The sequence below is a fragment of the Nonomuraea spiralis genome, assembly GCF_014648435.1.
Taxonomy (GTDB): Bacteria; Actinomycetota; Actinomycetes; order Streptosporangiales; family Streptosporangiaceae; genus Nonomuraea; species Nonomuraea spiralis.
In genome coordinates, this window is record NZ_BMRC01000009.1 from 166822 (window position 1) to 182267 (window position 15446).

The following is a 15446-nucleotide window of genomic DNA, read 5'->3' on the forward strand; positions in this document are numbered from 1 at the left end:
AGCAGTAGATCGTCCTCGGGAGGCGATCGCGCGCGTCGCGCGCCGTCCTTGTCAACTTCTGGCAACAAGACAATCCAGGGGATGGGTATTCGATCCGGCCGCGCGTTCAGGCCCCTGCCATCCGCTTTCTCACGCGCCTACTCCGCCGCGGACCCCGATGGCTTTCACCTCCGGCGGCTCCCGTGCAGGAGCGAACGCAGCCCGGCGGTGTCGACGATGTCGGCCAGCCTGGGGAGCACGCCGGTCATCAGGGTCTCGTGGACCCGCGGGTCCGGGTCGGCGACGCCGTCGGAGAGCACGTGGAGCCGGTAGTCGCGGTCGGCGGCGTCGGCCACGGTGGACAGTACGGCGCCGCTGGTGGTGAGGCCGGCGACGACCAGCGTGGTGATCCCGCGATCGCGCAGCCGCCGATCCAGGTCCGTCGTGGACAGCGCGCCGCGGCGGGTCTTGCGCACGACGATGTCGCCGGGCTCGGGGGCGAGCCGGTCGTGGACGTCCGTGGCCGGATCTTCGTGGTGCAGGAGGCGCCGCTCGCCGAAGAGGGAGAAGGTCCTGTTGGCCGGCGGGATCGCCGCCCAGTCGGCTTCGGTGAACCCGAGGCGTACGTAGGCGACGGTGCCGCCGTCGGCCCGCATGACGGCGACGGCGTCCGCCACCCGCGACAGCAGCGCCTCCGGGCCGGGGAGCGCGGCCAGGATCGCCGGCTGGCAGTCCAGGACGAGCAGAGCGGCCGTCCGGGGGTCCAGCGTGGGGGAGGTGACGGTCATTTCTCTCCTTGAGGGATTCCTTGGGTGACGTGGACTTCCGGGGACGCCGCGGCGGCGCGGCGGGGGAGCAGCAGCGAGGTCGCAAGCAGGAGCACACCGGCCAGGGCGATGGCCGTACGCGCTCCGAGCAGGCTGCCCAGCACGCCCCACGCGGCCGTCAGCAGCGCGGTCGAGGCCCTGGTCGTCACCGCCCAGGCGGACAGCGTGCGGGCGACCCGCTCGTCGGGGGTGCGCTGGAGGCGGTAGGTGGCCTGGACGGGGTTGAAGACCGCGCAGCAGAAGATCAGCCCGAGTTCGACGGCCATCACCAGCAGCAGCCCGCCGCCGCCCGGCCCCACGAACGCCAGGCCGACCGGCCAGAGCACGCGCAGCGCCCCGGCCGCGACCAGGACCTGATGTTGCCCGTACCGGGTGACGAGCGGCCGGGCCAGCCGCGAGCCGAGCAGCCCGCCGATCGCCGGCACGGCGAAGGCGAGGCCGTACTGCCAGGGCTCGAACCCGAGCTCGCCGAGCATCAGGACGGCCAGCAGCGCGTCAATGGCCATCACCAGGCCGTTGAACAGGGCGGTGTTGAAGAACAGCGGGCGCAGCGTCGCGTCGGCGAGGATGTACCGCCAGCCGTCGAGCAGGTCCCCGGCGCGCATCCGCGCGGCCTTCGGGCGCTCCGGGCGCGGCTCCGCGCCGCCGATCGCGCGGATGCCCAGGGCCGAGAGCAGGTAGCTGACCGCGTCGGCCGTCACCGTCGCCACCGGGCCGAGGAGCCCGATCGCGGCGCCGCCCAGCGGCGGCCCGATGATCGTGGTCGTCCAGGTCGTGGACTCGAACCGGACGTTGGCGACGAGCAGGTCCTCAGCGGGCAACAACGTCTTCAGGTACGCGCCCGAGGCGGCCCGGAAGGTGATGTCGGCCGCCGCGACGACGACCGAGACCAGCAGCAGCTGCGCGAAGGACAGGACGCCGAGCGCGAACGCGGCGGGGATCGTCAGCAGCGCCGCGAACCGCGCCAGGTCCGTCGCGATCAGCACCGGCCGTTTGCTGCGGAACTCCACCCACGGGCCGAGCGGCACCGCCACGGCCGCGCCCACCGCCGCCCCCACCGAGGACAACGCCGCCACCTCCGCCGGCCCGGCGTGCAGCACCTGGACCGCGATCAGCGGGAACGCGCCGAAGGCGAGCCAGGTGCCGAGCGCGCTGGTCCCGTACGCCCCCCAGAGCCATCCGAACCGCCGCCCCAACCGGTGCCCGTTCCCCATGTGCGCCGCCCCTCGTCACTCGCCCGTACGACCGATCCGCGATCGGAAGCATCAAAGCGAGTACGACGCCCGGCGATCAAACAACCGCAGGTCGCCCGGCCACAACCGGCGGTTGTCCCTGGAGTTCGGGGCCGCGTGCACCCGGTCCGGGGCGGGCGAAAACGCCTCGGCGGTCACGACTTGAGACCTAGGCGGCGCTCCGCCTAGCGTGGCACAGCGCTCTCCCGGCGACTCTCCGTTATTTTGCGAGGTGGACGGGGGGATCCACTATGGAAGATTCGCGCGGGGTCGTGACTCGCAGGTTGTTCGTCAGCGGCATGTTCGCCGCCATTGGCAGCGTTCCCGCGGTCGCCGCGGCGGCGTCCGAGGGCGGGGGCACCACGGCGGCGCCGGGAGGCCGGGTGTTGCGGGCCAGTCCCGGCACCGTGGTCCTCGACGGGCGTGCCCTGCAGACCTGGGCCTACGACGGCCTGTTGCCCGGCCCGACCATCCGGGCGACGGCCGGTGGCACCGTACGGGCCAGGCTCGTCAACGACCTGCCCGAGGCGACCACCGTTCACTGGCACGGCATCAGGATCGCCCACGCCATGGACGGCGCCCCCGGCTTCTCGCAGCGGGCCACCCAGCCCGGCGACACGTTCGACTACGTGTTCACCGTCCCCGACGCCGGCACGTACTTCTACCACTCGCACGTGGGCATGCAGAGCGACCGCGGCCTGTACGGCCCGCTCATCGTGGAGGACCCGGACGAGCCGCACTCCTACGACCACGAGTTCACGGTCATGCTCGACGACTGGCTGGACGGCGTCAACGGCAACGCCGACGACGCGCTGCGGAAGATGAACACCACCCCGCACGACGTGACGCTCACCAGCCATGTCCTCGGCGGCACGTCCGGCCACGTGCGCTACCCGTACTACCTGGTCAACGGCCGCACCGCGGACGACCCCATGACGTACACCGCGAGTCCCGGCAACCGGGTCAGGTTCCGGGTGATCAACGCGGCCGCCGACACCGCCTTCCGGGTCTCACTCGGCGGCCACCGCATGACCGTCACCCACGCCGACGGGTTCCCCTGCGAGCCCGTCACCGTGGACACGTTCGTGGTCGGGATGGGCGAGCGCTACGACTTCCTCGTGACGCTGGAGGCGGGGGCGTTCCCGCTGATGGCGATGGCGGAGGGCAAGGCCGGGAGGGCGTTCGCGGTGGTGCGTACGGCGCCCGGCGCCCGTACGCCGTCGCCGAACGGCCAGGTCCCGGAGCTCCAGCGGCGGACGCTGAGCTATCAGGATCTGCGGTCGCTGAGGGCGGACCGGCTCCCCCCGCCGTCCAGGACCGTCACCGTCACGCTCGGCTGGCGCCAGCGCGTCGGCGGCAACGAGTGGACGCTCAACGGCCGCCTGGCCAACGACCCGATGCGGCTGCGGGTCGACCAGGGCGAGACGATCAGGATCGTCATGCACAACGACACCCACATGTGGCACCCCATGCACCTGCACGGCCACACCTTCCAGGTGCTGACGAGCGGCGGGCGCGGGCCGAGGAAGGACACCGTGAACGTCATGCCGCGCAAGCGCCTGAAGATCGACGTGCACGCCGACAACCCCGGCGAGTGGATGTTCCACTGCCACAACCTCTACCACCAGGAGCAGGGCATGATGGGCGTGTTCGGCTACGGCAAGGCCCCGCGCCGCCGCCACGACATGCACCACTGACATCCCGCCCGCCCCCGGCCGCGGGGGCGCCGGTCCGTCAGGTGCTCAGCCGGTCGATGGCGAAGGCCGACAGGAAGCCGACGGTGGTGATCAGGCCGGTGAGGACGTGCGCGCGTTCGAACGCCTCGGGGATCATCGTGTCCGCGACCATGGCCAGGATGGCGCCCGCGGCGACCGCCGTGATGACGGCGATGACGGCCGGCGAGACCGATCGCAGGGTCAGATAGCCGGCCGCGGCGGCCACGCCGCTGGCCACGGCGATGCCGCCCCAGACCCCCAGCACGTAGGACAGGCTGCGGCCCGCCCGTTTCATCCCGGCGGCGCTGGACAGGCCCTCGGGCACGTTGGAGATGAAGACCGCCGCCACGACGGCGATCCCGATCTCGCCGCCGTGCAGCAGCGAGAGGCCGAGCACCACCGACTCGGGGATGCCGTCGAGCAGCGCGCCGACGGCGATGGCGGCGCCGCTGCCCTGTACGTCGCCCTCGCCCGGCTGCTGATCACCCGAACGTTTGCGGTGCCGGGCGCCGTGGCGGGCCAGCCAGGCGTTGGCGGCCACGTAGGCGCCGGCCCCCGCGAGGAAGCCGGCGGCCGTGGGCGCGAGCCCGCCGGTGCGTTCGGCCTCGTCCATGAGCTCGAACGACAACGCCGAGATCAGCACGCCGGCGCCGAACGCCATGATCGTCGCGATCAGCCGCGCCGGGACCCGGAACAGCCAGGCGATGCCCGCGCCCAGGATCAGCGCGCCCCCGGCGACCAGGCCCCACACTCCCGCTTCCGCCCAGCCAGGCACGTCCCCGTCCCTCCCTGCCCCGCTTATCCTGCTTGCCCCAGTATCGCGGTCTGAGATCGTCCACGGGAGGCGACGGCGAACTCCGGGAGGCCCGATCAGGGCGTCGGCGGCACCGGCAGGGGCCCCTAGATCAGGCCCAGGGCCAGCATGGCGTCGGCGACGCGGCGGAAGCCGTCGACGTTGGCGCCGGCCACGTAGTTGCCCGGCATGCCGTACTCGTCGGCGGTCTGGAGGCAGCGGGCGTGGATGTCCTGCATGATCTCCTGAAGCCGGCGCTCGGAGAAGTCGAACGTCCACGAGTCACGGCTGGCGTTCTGCTGCATCTCCAGTGCGCTGGTCGCCACGCCGCCCGCGTTGGCCGCCTTGCCCGGCCCGAACGCGACGCCCGCCTCCAGGAACAGCTTGATGCCCTCCGGCGTGGTCGGCATGTTGGCCCCCTCGCCGACCGCGATGCAACCGTTGTCCACCATGAACGCGGCGTCCCGGCCGGTGATCTCGTTCTGCGTGGCGGACGGCATCGCCACCTCGCAGGGCACCTCCCACACGTTGTGGTCGGGCACGAAGACGGCGTGGCCGCCCCGGCGCTCCGCGTACGCGTCCAGACGGCCGCGCTCGACCTGCTTGATCTGCTTGAGCAGGTCGAGGTCGATGCCCTTCTCGTCCAGCACGTAGCCGGAGGAGTCGGAGCAGGCCACCACGACGCCGCCGAGCTGCTGGACCTTCTCGACGGTGTAGACCGCCACGTTGCCGGAGCCCGACACCACGACCCGCTTGCCGTCGAACGACGTGCCGCGCGCCTTGAGCATCTCGTCGACGAAGAACGTGCACCCGTAGCCGGTGGCCTCGGTGCGTACCTGGGCGCCGCCGTACACGAGCCCCTTGCCGGTGATGACGCCGGATTCGTAGCGGTTGGTGATGCGCTTGTACTGGCCGAACAGGTAGCCGATCTCGCGCCCGCCGACGCCGATGTCACCGGCCGGGACGTCGGTGTACTCGCCGATGTGCCGGTAGAGCTCGGTCATGAAGCTCTGGCAGAAGCTCATCACCTCGCGGTCGGAACGGCCCTTGGGGTCGAAGTCCGACCCGCCCTTGCCGCCGCCGATCGGCAGGCCCGTCAGGCCGTTCTTGAAGATCTGCTCGAACCCGAGGAACTTGACGATGCCCAGGTAGACCGACGGATGGAACCGCAGCCCACCCTTGTACGGCCCCAACGCGCTGTTGAACTCCACCCGGAAGCCCCGGTTGATCTGCACCTCGCCCCGGTCGTCCAGCCACGGCACCCGGAAGATGATCTGCCGCTCGGGCTCGCAGATCCGCTCGATGATCTTCGATTCGGCGTACTCGGGATGCTTGCCGAGAACCGGGCCGATGCTCTCGAGCACCTCCCGCACCGCCTGGTGGAACTCAACCTCGCCAGGATTGCGGCGCAGGACGTTGTCGTAGATCGACGACAGTTTCTCGTGCAACGGGTACTCCCTACATCACAGTTGCGATCCTGCTCACTTTACGATTTGGCATTTTGTCAGCCGCACGCGCCCTGGCCTGGACGAAGCAGACCGGTAAGCGGGCAGCAGGCCGTGCACAAGCCGTCGGCCCTGCGCAAGGGCAAGGGCACGAAGCGTGGGGGAGGGGCGCTCAGTCGTCGTGCGCGATGTGCATGAGCTGCCGCCACAGCAGCACCACGAACACCGCGGAACCGGCGAACGCGAACCAGAAGGGCGCCGCGACCCCGAACCGGGTGGCCAGGACGCCGCCGATCAGCGAGCCGACCACCAGGCCGGCGTAGACGCAGACGGTGTTGACGCTGCCCACCCGGCCCTGGAGCTCGCGCGGGACCGCGCGCTGGCGGACGGTGACCGAGGTCGTGCCCCAGATGAAGGCGTGCGCGCCGAAGGCCAGGAAGATGGCGCCGGCGACCCACGGCGAATGGGTCAGGGCCAGGCCCAGGTGGGTCAGCGTCTCGATGATGAGCCCGATCCGCATCAGGGCGCCGAGACTCAGACGGCGGGTGATCGTGCCGTACAGGGCGGTGCCGACCAGGCCGCCGATCCCGCTGAGGGTGGTCATCAGGCCGAACCCGATGGCGCCGAGGCCGAGCTGTTCCTGGGTGTAGAGGACGAGCACCGACCAGGCCGCGCCGAACGTGAAGTTGAAGATCAGGATGGTGAGCGCCAGCGTACGGACCGCGGCGTGCCGGAACGTCCAGCTGAACCCGGCCACGAGCTCCCGTACGGTGCCCGGCCCGCGACCGCCGGCCGGCTGGTCGCGCGGCGGCAGCGTGATCCGCGAGACCAGCACGATCCCGGCCAGCACCAGGAGCAACTGGCTCGCGAACGGCCAGGTCAGCCCCAGGCCGAACAGCGCCGCGCCGATCGGCGGGCCGGCGAGCTGGTTGAGCGTGATGAACCCGGTGCCCAGGCGGGCGTTGGCGACGACGAGATCGTCCCGGTCGACCATCATCGGCGTCAGCGTGGCCGTCGCGTTGTCGGCGAACACCTCGGCGACGGCCCGGAGCGTGAGCGCGGCCAGCGCCGTCACCACGCTCACGGTGCCGGTCATCATGAGCACGACGAGCACCGCCAGCACCACGGCCCGTACGGCGTTCGCGACGAGCACGATCCTGCGCCGGTCGTACCGGTCGGACAGGACGCCCGCGTACAGGCCGAACAGCAGCGGCGGCGCCCAGCTCACCAGGGCCGACAACGAGATCATCAGCGGATCGCGGGTCAGCGTCGCGATCAACAGGGGGCCCGCGGCGGCCGCGACCCCGTCACCGAGATTCGTCAACCAGCTGGAGGCCAGCAACCATCGGAATCCCGTACCCAGCCGGGCAGGCAGGACTCGCTCCACCACTGCGATCACGAGCGCAAAACCCTACGTTCGCGGAGCATCCCCGGCAACGGGTTTTTCCGGGCGGGCCGTCAGGGGGTGCGGAACCCGCGGAAGGTCACGGGCCCGCGGGTCTCGAAGCCGAGCCGTTCATAGAGGGCGATCGCGCCGGTGTTCGCCTCCGCGACGTGCAGGAAGGGACGTTCGCCGCGGGCGACGATCCGCGCGACGAGGGCGCTGACCAGGCGGGCGGCGTGCCCTCGGCCGCGGGCCTCGGGCGCGGTGCAGACGGCGCTGATCTCGGTCCAGCCCGGCGGCCGCAGCCGCTCGCCCGCCATCGCGACCAGCGCGCCGTCCTCGAAGACGCCGAGGTAGGTGCCCAGTTCGCGGGTACGCGGCCAGAACGGCCCCGGCTGGGTCCGCGCGACGAGATCGAGCATCCCGGGCACGCTCTCCGCACCGAGCTCGACCACGTCCCCGCTGTTCACGGCGGTCCCGGCGGCCGGGGCGCCGGTCCGGACGAGCTGGCGGCCTTCGAGGACGAAGACCGGCTCCCAGTCCGGCGGCGGGACCGCCGGGCGGCTGAACAGGTCGGCGAGCCGGCCCCGGCCGAGCAGCCGGGCCAGGTCGGCCCACTCCCGTTCGTCCGGGTCGGCGGACACGGCGGAGAAGGTCGCGACCTCCGCCTCGTAGGTGGCGGCGGCGCCGAGGCGGCGGGCGAGGTGCGCGTGGTGGCCGCGCAGCGAGGCGCCCACCGGGTCGTCGAGTGCGGTGGCGTCGGGGTCCGCCATGGTGGTGCGCCTCTCGTGGGTCGGCCGGTCGGACGGACGATGACACGTCCGGCCGGTCATCCTAGTGACATCGTTGTCAAGAGCGTTCACCGGCCTCGATCGCCCGCTTCATCTCCCGTACGCCGTACTCCATGCGCACCCCGACCTCGGCGGCGGAGGAGTCGGGCAGCACGTCGGCGGTCCAGATCAGCCGGCCCGCGCCGTCGCCCTCCGGGCGGACCTCGAAGGTCGCGTGGTGGTGCTCCAGCGGGGGCCGCGCGCCCTCCACGACGGCATAGGCCAGGCGGCGGGCGTCGTCGTCGACGGCGACGATCAGCTCCCTGATGACGTGCCCGTCGGGGAACGTCAGGAACCGCTGGTCGCCCTCGATCCTGGTGTCGGTCACCCGGCCCGGCAGCAGGCGTTCGTGCACGGCGCCGACGTCGCGCAACACGTCCCAGACACGCTCGGGGGAGGCGTCGACGACGATCTCATGCCGGATGGAGGCCATTGTGTACGTCCTTCACTATGGGATTACAGAATAGTACGTCCTTCCATAATGCCCGAGCACGATCCCGCCCGTACGGCGTCACCGGACGTTCCAGTCGTCCTTCCGGGGCGGGTAGGCGAAGGTCTGGCGGTCTGCCCAGTCCTCGCCGACGACGCGGTAGTCGTGCGCGGCCTCGCTCGCGCTGTGGTCGCGGCCGACGTCGACCGTGTCGGCGATCGACCAGACGCCGTTGACCTCGTGCTCGACGGTGTAGAGGAACTCGTTGCAGCCCGAGGCGGACACGCACGTGTTGACGACGGTGAGCGAACGCCGGCCCGCCGTCAGTTTCGGGGGCACGTCGACGATCTGGTTGCGCCACTTGTAGACGCCGTCCTCAAGGAGGGGGCGCCACCTCGCGGCCGGGGTGCCGTTGACGGTGACGGTGGCGTCCTGGAGGCCGACCCCTACGTCGAGGCGGCGGATCAGCCGTACGCCGGTGTTGGCCGCGCTGACCCTCACGGTGAACCGGCTCGACCCGCCCCGAGGGAACGCGCGCCCGTCGTCACTGACGACATGGGCGGGATCGACGACATGAGCCGGCACCCCGCCGGGCACCTCCCCCTGCCCTTCCAGCCGCAGTACGACGACCACCCCCAGAACCGCCACGACAACCACGGACACGACAACCGCAGCCGCCGACACCCCCCGCCGCCGCCACCCACCAGACGCCGACGCCCCAGGCTCGGGGGCGGCGGGGGGCGGTGTGTCGTGGGAGGCCGGAGGGACGTGGTCGTCCCCGGCCGTCCTGCCGGACAGGCGGCCGACACGTACCCGCTCCCACGCCCGTTCCCACGCGGGGAGCTCATGGTCGGGCACCCGGCATCCCCGCAGGAACGCCACCATGACCGCCTTCTTCGGGAAACGCCGCCCGGCCAGCATGTCGGCGCAGGTGGTACGCGGCAGCCGGGCGCCGCCCGCCTTGTCGGCCCGCGCCTGCAACTCCCGCAACGACACGTCGGCCCGTACGAACCGCTCGGCCAGCAGCTTCACCAGGTCCTCATGGCAGGTGACCGACTCCAGCCCGAGCCCTGCGGTCTCTCCGACGCCAGGGACCTCGCTCATCGCCCTCAACCCCGCCTCTCCTGACCGGCCCATGAGGCCGCACAGACCCGCGCCAGACAGTGTAGGGGCGATCACACAACGTGTCCGGACTTGGCGGTACGGCATCCCCTCCGGCCGGGGCCTGTTGGAATCGCCGGTCGGGGGTTTCGCCGAGCCCTGGCTGTTCGTACGGAGAAGATCGTGCTGACAGGCGTCGCGTCGCTACGCTGTTGTGCCGTGCAAGCGACGCGCCTCGACACCGCTCGCATCCGGGCGGCCCGCCGGGTGATCGACCCGATCTTCCTCGACACCCCGCTCTACTGCTGTGAGGCGCTGGAACCCCACCTCGGTTGTGCGGTGAGCGTCAAGCTGGAAACGGCGAACCCGGTCCGCAGTTTCAAGGCCCGCGGCACGGAACTGGTCACGAGCCTGCTCACCGGCGTCGACGGCAGGGCGGCGGCCGTGGTCTGTGCCAGCGCGGGGAACCTCGGCCAGGCCCTCGCCTGGTCCGGACGCCGCCGTGGCCTGGACGTCACCGTCGTGGCCTCCCGCTCCGTCCCCGCCGCCAAGCTCGACCGCATCCGCGCCCTGGACGCCCGGCTGGAACTCGTGGACGGCGACTTCGACACGGCCCGCGAACGGGCGGCGGCCATCGCGCGGTACGACGGCGTACGCCTGGTGGAGGACAGCCTGGATCTTGAGACCTGCGAAGGCGCGGCGACCATCGGCCTGGAGCTGGTGGCGGCAGTGCCCTCGTTCGACGCCGTCCTGATCGCGCTCGGGGGCGGGGCGCTGGCCACCGGGGTGGGGCACGTGCTGAAATCCCTGGCGCCCGACGTCGAGGTGATCTGCGTCCAGCCGCTGGGCGCGCCCGCGATGACGTACTCGTGGCGCCGGCGGCGGGTCGTCACCACCGGGCCGACCGACACCATCGCCGACGGCGTGGCCGGCCGGCGTCCCATCCCGGCCGTCCTGGACGATCTCCTCCTGGTCGCCGACGACGCCGTCCTGGTCCGGGAGGCGTCGATCATCGCCGGGATGCGGATGTTCCTCGACCACGCCGGCCTGGTCGTCGAGCCGTCGGCCGCGCTCGGCCTCGCCGCGATCCTCGAAGACCGCGACCGCTTCGCGGGCCGGCACGTGGTCACCGTCGTGTGCGGCGGCAACGTCGACCCGGACGCCTACCGCCGCTGGATCGGCGTTTCCTGACGGCCGTGGAACCCGGCGGTTCAGCGGGCGGGCCAGGAGACGTTGCGGATTACCTCGGGCAGTCTGGCGCGGAAGCGGGAGAGGCCGAGCCTGGACCGGCGTACCGAGGCCGACACGATCATCGTCATCTCGAACGGCGTGCCCTTCCTGGCCTTGACCACCGCGAACATGCGCTGGACGCCCGACAGCTCGGCCGCCCGAGTACGGCGCAGCCGCCACTCGAAATCGCTCTCCCGCTCCCCGAGCCCCAGGACGAAGACGTCGTCCCTGCTGTGCTCGGTGTTGTGGGCCAGCGACGGTTCGGCGAACCCGAGCTTGGCGTTGATCCCGACGTTGTTCGTCACCTTCACCGGCACCGCGGAGCGCAGCGGGAACAGCGACCAGGCGATGGGCCGTTCGCGGCCGTCGGGGGTGGTGAGGCTGACGCCCATGGCCGCGTCCTCGAAGGGTTCGCCGGGGTCGGGGTAGAGCGTCATCACCAGGTGCAGCTCGAAGAAGTCGTGGGTGGCCAGCGTGTCCAGCAGGTAGCGGTCGACGGCGGCGCGTTCGCCCTCCGGCTGCTCCAGCGGCGCCAGTACGGGCTCGCCCAAGGACATCCGCCTGGCCAGCGGCCCGCCGGGCGGCCCGCCCAGCACGCGGCGCGGTTCCAGTTCGACCGGATGCTCGGCCGCCGGTCGCAGCGGCAGCTCGAAGATCGTTTCGTCCATGGTTCTCCTATCCGGCGTGCCCGACGAGGCAGAACGCTCCCCAGTCCGCGTACTGGGGGTAGGCCCGGCGGGTGAGGGCCTGGGCGTGGGCGAAGGCCGCTCCGACCTCACCCGAACGGTAGAGGTGCTGGTAGAGCGTGGCGAAGAAGAGCGCCGACACCTCGGGGCGTACCGACCAGCAGGCGCCCGCCACCGCCCCGGCGCCGGCGCGCAGCAACATCGACGGCAGGCCGAACAGGTTGTCCAGGTAGTCGTAGCGCATCAGCAGCGACTCGCACGCCTCGATGGTCACCAGCCGGACCGCGCTCAGGTCGCAGCGCAGGATCTGGTCGGCGAACAGCCTGCCGTCCTCGCCCGCCAGGAACAGGCAGTGGAACAGCGGCGCGTCGGGGTCCTGCATCCCGTGCGCGGCCAGGTGGATGTACGGCGTCCGGCCCGCCCTGGTCAGGAGCTCGGCCGGCGTCGCCCGTTCTCCCGTCAGCGCCCGGCCGCCGAACAGGGCTGCGATCCCGGCCGCGCTGCGTTCCACCGACTCCTCGTACGGCAGGCCGTACCGGGTGCCGCCCGCGGCCGAGGCGACGGCGAGCACCCCCTCCTCCTGCGCCGCGGCGTCCGCCCGGAACAGCGGCGCCAGGCACGGCAGCACGCTGACCGTGAAGCGGTCGGCCACGATGCCGTCGCCGAACGGCAGCAGCCAGAACGGCAGCACATGGGCGGCCTCGTGCGGCCACAGATAGAGCGTGGTGACCGTGTCGTCGAGCCCGGACAGCCAGTCCAGCATCGGGCCCAGCCGCCCGGCCTCCTCCCGCAGGCGCTCCTCGGCCTCGCGCGACAGGTGCCGGGTGAGCGCGTCCTCCTGTACGGCGTCCAAAAGCGTGGGCATGCCGCCGAACAGGACGGACAGGTCGATCACGCCACGCTCGCCGCCGAGGAGCATCGTGCCCCAGAGGCCGGGCCGGCCGGGACTGTAGGTGACGACGACCTCGGTGGCCCGCCCGGTGATCAGTTCGGCGGTGACGGTGTTGCCGTAGTCGCCCTGCATGTCGCCGGTGAGCAGGGACAGCAGACAGGCCGAGTCGCCCAGGACGTCCTGCACCTGCCGGAGCCCGCGGATCGGCCGGTCGGCGGCCATGCCGGCCCTGGCCAGGTCGCGGGCGAGCGTGCGGTGGTAGACGCGGCGCCAGTTGGCGGAGGTCTGGGCCTCGTCGGCGCCCGGCTGCCCCTCGCGGACGGTGACGGGCGCGGCGAGCTGCGCCGACGCCCCGCCGTTGACCTGCCAGGCCCCGGCGGACAACTCGGCGCCGGTCGTGCCGTGCACCCGCAGGGCCTGGCTCACGTTCTGGGTCATGGCGTCCACCGGGCGCCTGTCGCCGTCGAGCGCCGCGGCCAGTACGAAGCCCTTGGCGAGCTGGTGCGCGGCCAGCCAGATGGCGTCCGTGTCGGGGAAACCGCGGACCGCGGCGAGCGAGACGATCTCGAACAGCGACTGCTGGATCAGCCGATGTCCCTGGTCGCCGAGATGCACGCCCGCGCCGCCGACCAGCCCCACCATGCGGAGCAGCAGGTGGGCGACGTCGGCCCCGGACCGGGCGGGGAGCTGCCTGATCTGCCGCGGCAGCCCGTCCAGGCACACGGTGGCGGTGTCGGGGCAGTTCTCGACCAGGTAGCCGAGTGCCGCGTCGGCCGTGGCGACGGGGTCGGCCTCCTGGTCCCCGGGGTCGGCGACGGGGTCGAAGGAGATGGTCCTGGCGAGGCTGAACGCCCTGCTCAGTGCGCCGTTCCCGCGGCGGGCCGCGGCGCCGACCCGGTCCAGGGTCGGTCCGTCGTACCGGGCGTGCAGCAGCGCGTGGACGGCGGCCGCCGGCTGGCCGTAGTCGAGGAAGGTCTCCGGAGGCATGCCCGTCAGATGTTGCCCGCAGCCGGTCGGGTCGCCGGGCAGGGCGTGCAGCAGCAGGCTCGCGGCGTGCAGCCGGGCCTGCTCCATGCCGGTCCTCGGGAGGAACGGCCGCAGGTGCTGCGAGCACACGGCGAGCCGGTCGCGGTCCGCCGCGCCGCACGCCAGCTCCATCGCGGTGAGGTAGAGCCAGGCGGTGGCGTGCAGGCCGTGCTCGGCGATCATCTGCCCGGCGTTGCGTACGTGGACACGAGGGGCGCGCAGCAGGACCGAGGGGTCGCGCAGGTCACCGGCGAACAGCCAGAGCCTGGCCCAGACCGTGGGGTCCGCCCGCGTCGGGAGCAGCCGGTCGGCCTCCTCCAGCCGGCGTTCGACCTGCCGCAGGTCCGGCGGCCTGCCGGTCATCGCCCGGGTCAGGTCGATCAGCGCCAGGTAGGCCAGCGCGCGTCCCCGTTCGACGCCGTCGTCGAGGGCGGCGGCGCGCCGGAAGCAGTCTTCGGCACGTTCCAAGGAGTCGTCGTAGCCGGGGAACGTGTCCGGCGTTCCGCTCGCCGGGCGCGGCATGCCCGAGTTCCAGGCCCGGCGGAACGCGCGCATCGCCACGTCGTGCTCGTAGGACTGGGAACCGGCGGCCGGCGAGTACGGCTCGAAGTGCACGCGGCCGGCGAGGTTGAACGCGAGGGCCGAGCCCGTGGCGGCGGCGAACGCGTCCGCCAGCCGGGCCCCGCGGTCCATGACGGCCGGTTCGTGCCGGTCGGTCAGCAGGTCGATGGTGGCGGTCAGGCAGTCGCGCACCGCCCGGTGGGGGCCGAGCGAGCCGCCGTCGCGCGGCCGGAGGCTCTCGTGCAGCAGCAGGAAGTGGTTGCGCCGGTGTTCAAGGGTGCTGAACAGCAGCGGCACGCCCACGTTCATGTCCTGCAACAGGATCATGGCCGGCTCCGGGAGCAGGAGCGGCGGCTCCTTGACCCGGTCGGCGGCCCGCTCGGCGTCGCCCGCGCCGAGCGGCGGCAGGTCGCGGACCCGCCGGACGGCCTCCTCTTCCGAGTAGATGCCGCGATTGCGAAGATCCAGCATGTAGTCGAAGAGCACGAGCGCCAGGTCGTCCACAGGGACAGTATGGATGCGCAGGGTGGCGGGCGGAGGGCCTTCCGTGACGAAGGCGCTCCTGATCAGCGCTCGTCCGGCACACGGGGCCCGGGCTTCGTGTGGAGGACCGCGCGGGCCTGCTCGGCGGCGCGGATGAGGCTCTCGGTGACGAAGTCGAGGAAGCGGGCGACGTTCTCCAGGCGGGTGGCGGCCGGGGTGCCCTGGCCGAGGACGCCGGCGCCCTGGCGGGCGATCTCGACGAGCCGGGCGTTGTCCTGGGCGCTGGTGATGATCGACTGGTACCACAGCTCGTCGTCAACGACGTAGCGCTCGCGGCGGCGTTCGTCGCGTTCGCGGCGGACCAGGCCCTGGCCCTCCAGGAACGCGATCGACTTGGAGACGGTCGCCGGGCTGACCTGGAGGCGCTGGGCGAGCTCGGACGCGGTGAGGCTGCCCGCGTCGGTGGTGAACAGGCAGCCCAGCACCCGGGCCATCATCTTGGGCAGCCCTCCCTGCATCAGCACGGTGGTGAACGTCTCCTCGTACTCGCGCACGGCCTCGGCGTCGCGCCCGTGGGCCTGCGGGACGGCCTGGGGCGCGCGCGGCGCGGGCTGGGCGCGCCGTTGCGTACGGCGTTCGGTGGCGCGGTGGGCCAGGTCGGCGCGGTAGGCGGTGGGCCCGCCGTTGCGCATCACCTCGCGCGTGACGGTGGAGGTGGGACGGTCGAGCCGCCTGGCGATCTCCGCGTAGGCGAGGCCGTCGGCCAGCCCCACGGCGATCTGCTGGCGGTCGTGCTGGGTGAGCCTGCCTCCCGGCATCGCGATCTCCTTCG

At 72.2% G+C, this 15446-nt stretch carries 13 protein-coding genes; 2 read left to right on the plus strand and 11 right to left on the minus strand.

The window, feature by feature from the left end:
* Positions 1–164 precede the first annotated feature (164 nt).
* Positions 165–767: a cysteine hydrolase family protein gene (locus IEZ27_RS23565; protein WP_189649221.1), complete on the minus strand. Its 603-nt coding sequence runs from the start codon at positions 765–767 to the stop codon at positions 165–167.
* On the minus strand, positions 764–2020 hold the full coding sequence (locus tag IEZ27_RS23570; RefSeq protein ID WP_189649222.1) for an MFS transporter: 1257 nt from the start codon (positions 2018–2020) through the stop codon (positions 764–766). The genes IEZ27_RS23565 and IEZ27_RS23570 overlap by 4 nt, the downstream gene beginning before the upstream one ends.
* 269 nt (positions 2021–2289) lie before the next feature.
* Here IEZ27_RS23570 and IEZ27_RS23575 point away from each other — a divergent pair, with 269 nt between their 5' ends.
* Positions 2290–3735, plus strand: a complete 1446-nt coding sequence (locus IEZ27_RS23575; protein WP_189649223.1) for a multicopper oxidase family protein — start codon at positions 2290–2292, stop codon at positions 3733–3735.
* Between the two features lie 37 nt (positions 3736–3772).
* On the opposite strand, the gene IEZ27_RS23580 is transcribed toward IEZ27_RS23575, so the two are convergent.
* The 6 genes from IEZ27_RS23580 to IEZ27_RS23605 all read right to left on the minus strand — a co-directional run bounded on the left by IEZ27_RS23580 (position 3773) and on the right by IEZ27_RS23605 (position 9739).
* Complete coding sequence (locus tag IEZ27_RS23580; RefSeq protein ID WP_189649224.1) at positions 3773–4528, minus strand: ZIP family metal transporter; 756 nt, start codon at positions 4526–4528, stop codon at positions 3773–3775.
* A 125-nt stretch (positions 4529–4653) separates the two neighbouring features.
* A complete protein-coding gene (gene gdhA, locus IEZ27_RS23585; RefSeq protein ID WP_189649225.1) occupies positions 4654–5994 on the minus strand; it encodes an NADP-specific glutamate dehydrogenase in 1341 nt (446 codons plus the stop codon).
* Between the two features lie 169 nt (positions 5995–6163).
* Positions 6164–7390, minus strand: a complete 1227-nt coding sequence (locus tag IEZ27_RS23590) for an MFS transporter (RefSeq protein ID WP_189649226.1) — start codon at positions 7388–7390, stop codon at positions 6164–6166.
* A gap of 59 nt (positions 7391–7449) precedes the next feature.
* Complete coding sequence (locus IEZ27_RS23595) at positions 7450–8148, minus strand: GNAT family N-acetyltransferase (RefSeq protein ID WP_189649227.1); 699 nt, start codon at positions 8146–8148, stop codon at positions 7450–7452.
* Positions 8149–8224: 76 nt separating this feature from the next.
* A complete protein-coding gene (locus IEZ27_RS23600; RefSeq protein WP_189649228.1) occupies positions 8225–8638 on the minus strand; it encodes an SRPBCC family protein in 414 nt (137 codons plus the stop codon).
* A 78-nt stretch (positions 8639–8716) separates the two neighbouring features.
* Complete coding sequence (locus tag IEZ27_RS23605) at positions 8717–9739, minus strand: hypothetical protein (protein WP_189649229.1); 1023 nt, start codon at positions 9737–9739, stop codon at positions 8717–8719.
* 216 nt (positions 9740–9955) lie between these two features.
* On the opposite strand from IEZ27_RS23605, the gene IEZ27_RS23610 reads away from it, so the two are divergent.
* Positions 9956–10927, plus strand: coding sequence for a threonine ammonia-lyase (locus tag IEZ27_RS23610; protein WP_189649230.1), 972 nt, complete (start codon positions 9956–9958; stop codon positions 10925–10927).
* A gap of 20 nt (positions 10928–10947) precedes the next feature.
* On the opposite strand, the gene IEZ27_RS23615 is transcribed toward IEZ27_RS23610, so the two are convergent.
* The 3 genes from IEZ27_RS23615 to IEZ27_RS23625 all read right to left on the minus strand — a co-directional run bounded on the left by IEZ27_RS23615 (position 10948) and on the right by IEZ27_RS23625 (position 15432).
* Positions 10948–11634 carry a hypothetical protein gene (locus IEZ27_RS23615; RefSeq protein WP_189649231.1) on the minus strand — a complete coding sequence of 229 codons (687 nt, stop codon included), beginning with the start codon at positions 11632–11634 and terminating at the stop codon, positions 10948–10950.
* 7 nt (positions 11635–11641) lie between these two features.
* A complete protein-coding gene (locus IEZ27_RS23620) occupies positions 11642–14635 on the minus strand; it encodes a CHAT domain-containing protein (RefSeq protein ID WP_189649232.1) in 2994 nt (997 codons plus the stop codon).
* A 62-nt stretch (positions 14636–14697) separates the two neighbouring features.
* Positions 14698–15432, minus strand: a complete 735-nt coding sequence (locus IEZ27_RS23625) for a helix-turn-helix domain-containing protein (RefSeq protein ID WP_189649233.1) — start codon at positions 15430–15432, stop codon at positions 14698–14700.
* Positions 15433–15446: the final 14 nt, after the last annotated feature.

Excerpts from the sequence above, each read along its gene's own strand:
- IEZ27_RS23565 (WP_189649221.1), bottom strand. The coding sequence starts at position 767 with ATGACCGTCACCTCCCCCACGCTGGACCCCCGGACGGCCGCTCTGCTC.
- IEZ27_RS23570 (WP_189649222.1), bottom strand. The coding sequence starts at position 2,020 with ATGGGGAACGGGCACCGGTTGGGGCGGCGGTTCGGATGGCTCTGGGGG.
- IEZ27_RS23575 (WP_189649223.1), top strand. The coding sequence starts at position 2,290 with ATGGAAGATTCGCGCGGGGTCGTGACTCGCAGGTTGTTCGTCAGCGGC.
- IEZ27_RS23595 (WP_189649227.1), bottom strand. The coding sequence starts at position 8,148 with ATGGCGGACCCCGACGCCACCGCACTCGACGACCCGGTGGGCGCCTCG.
- IEZ27_RS23600 (WP_189649228.1), bottom strand. The coding sequence starts at position 8,638 with ATGGCCTCCATCCGGCATGAGATCGTCGTCGACGCCTCCCCCGAGCGT.
- IEZ27_RS23605 (WP_189649229.1), bottom strand. The coding sequence starts at position 9,739 with ATGAGCGAGGTCCCTGGCGTCGGAGAGACCGCAGGGCTCGGGCTGGAG.
- IEZ27_RS23615 (WP_189649231.1), bottom strand. The coding sequence starts at position 11,634 with ATGGACGAAACGATCTTCGAGCTGCCGCTGCGACCGGCGGCCGAGCAT.
- IEZ27_RS23625 (WP_189649233.1), bottom strand. The coding sequence starts at position 15,432 with ATGCCGGGAGGCAGGCTCACCCAGCACGACCGCCAGCAGATCGCCGTG.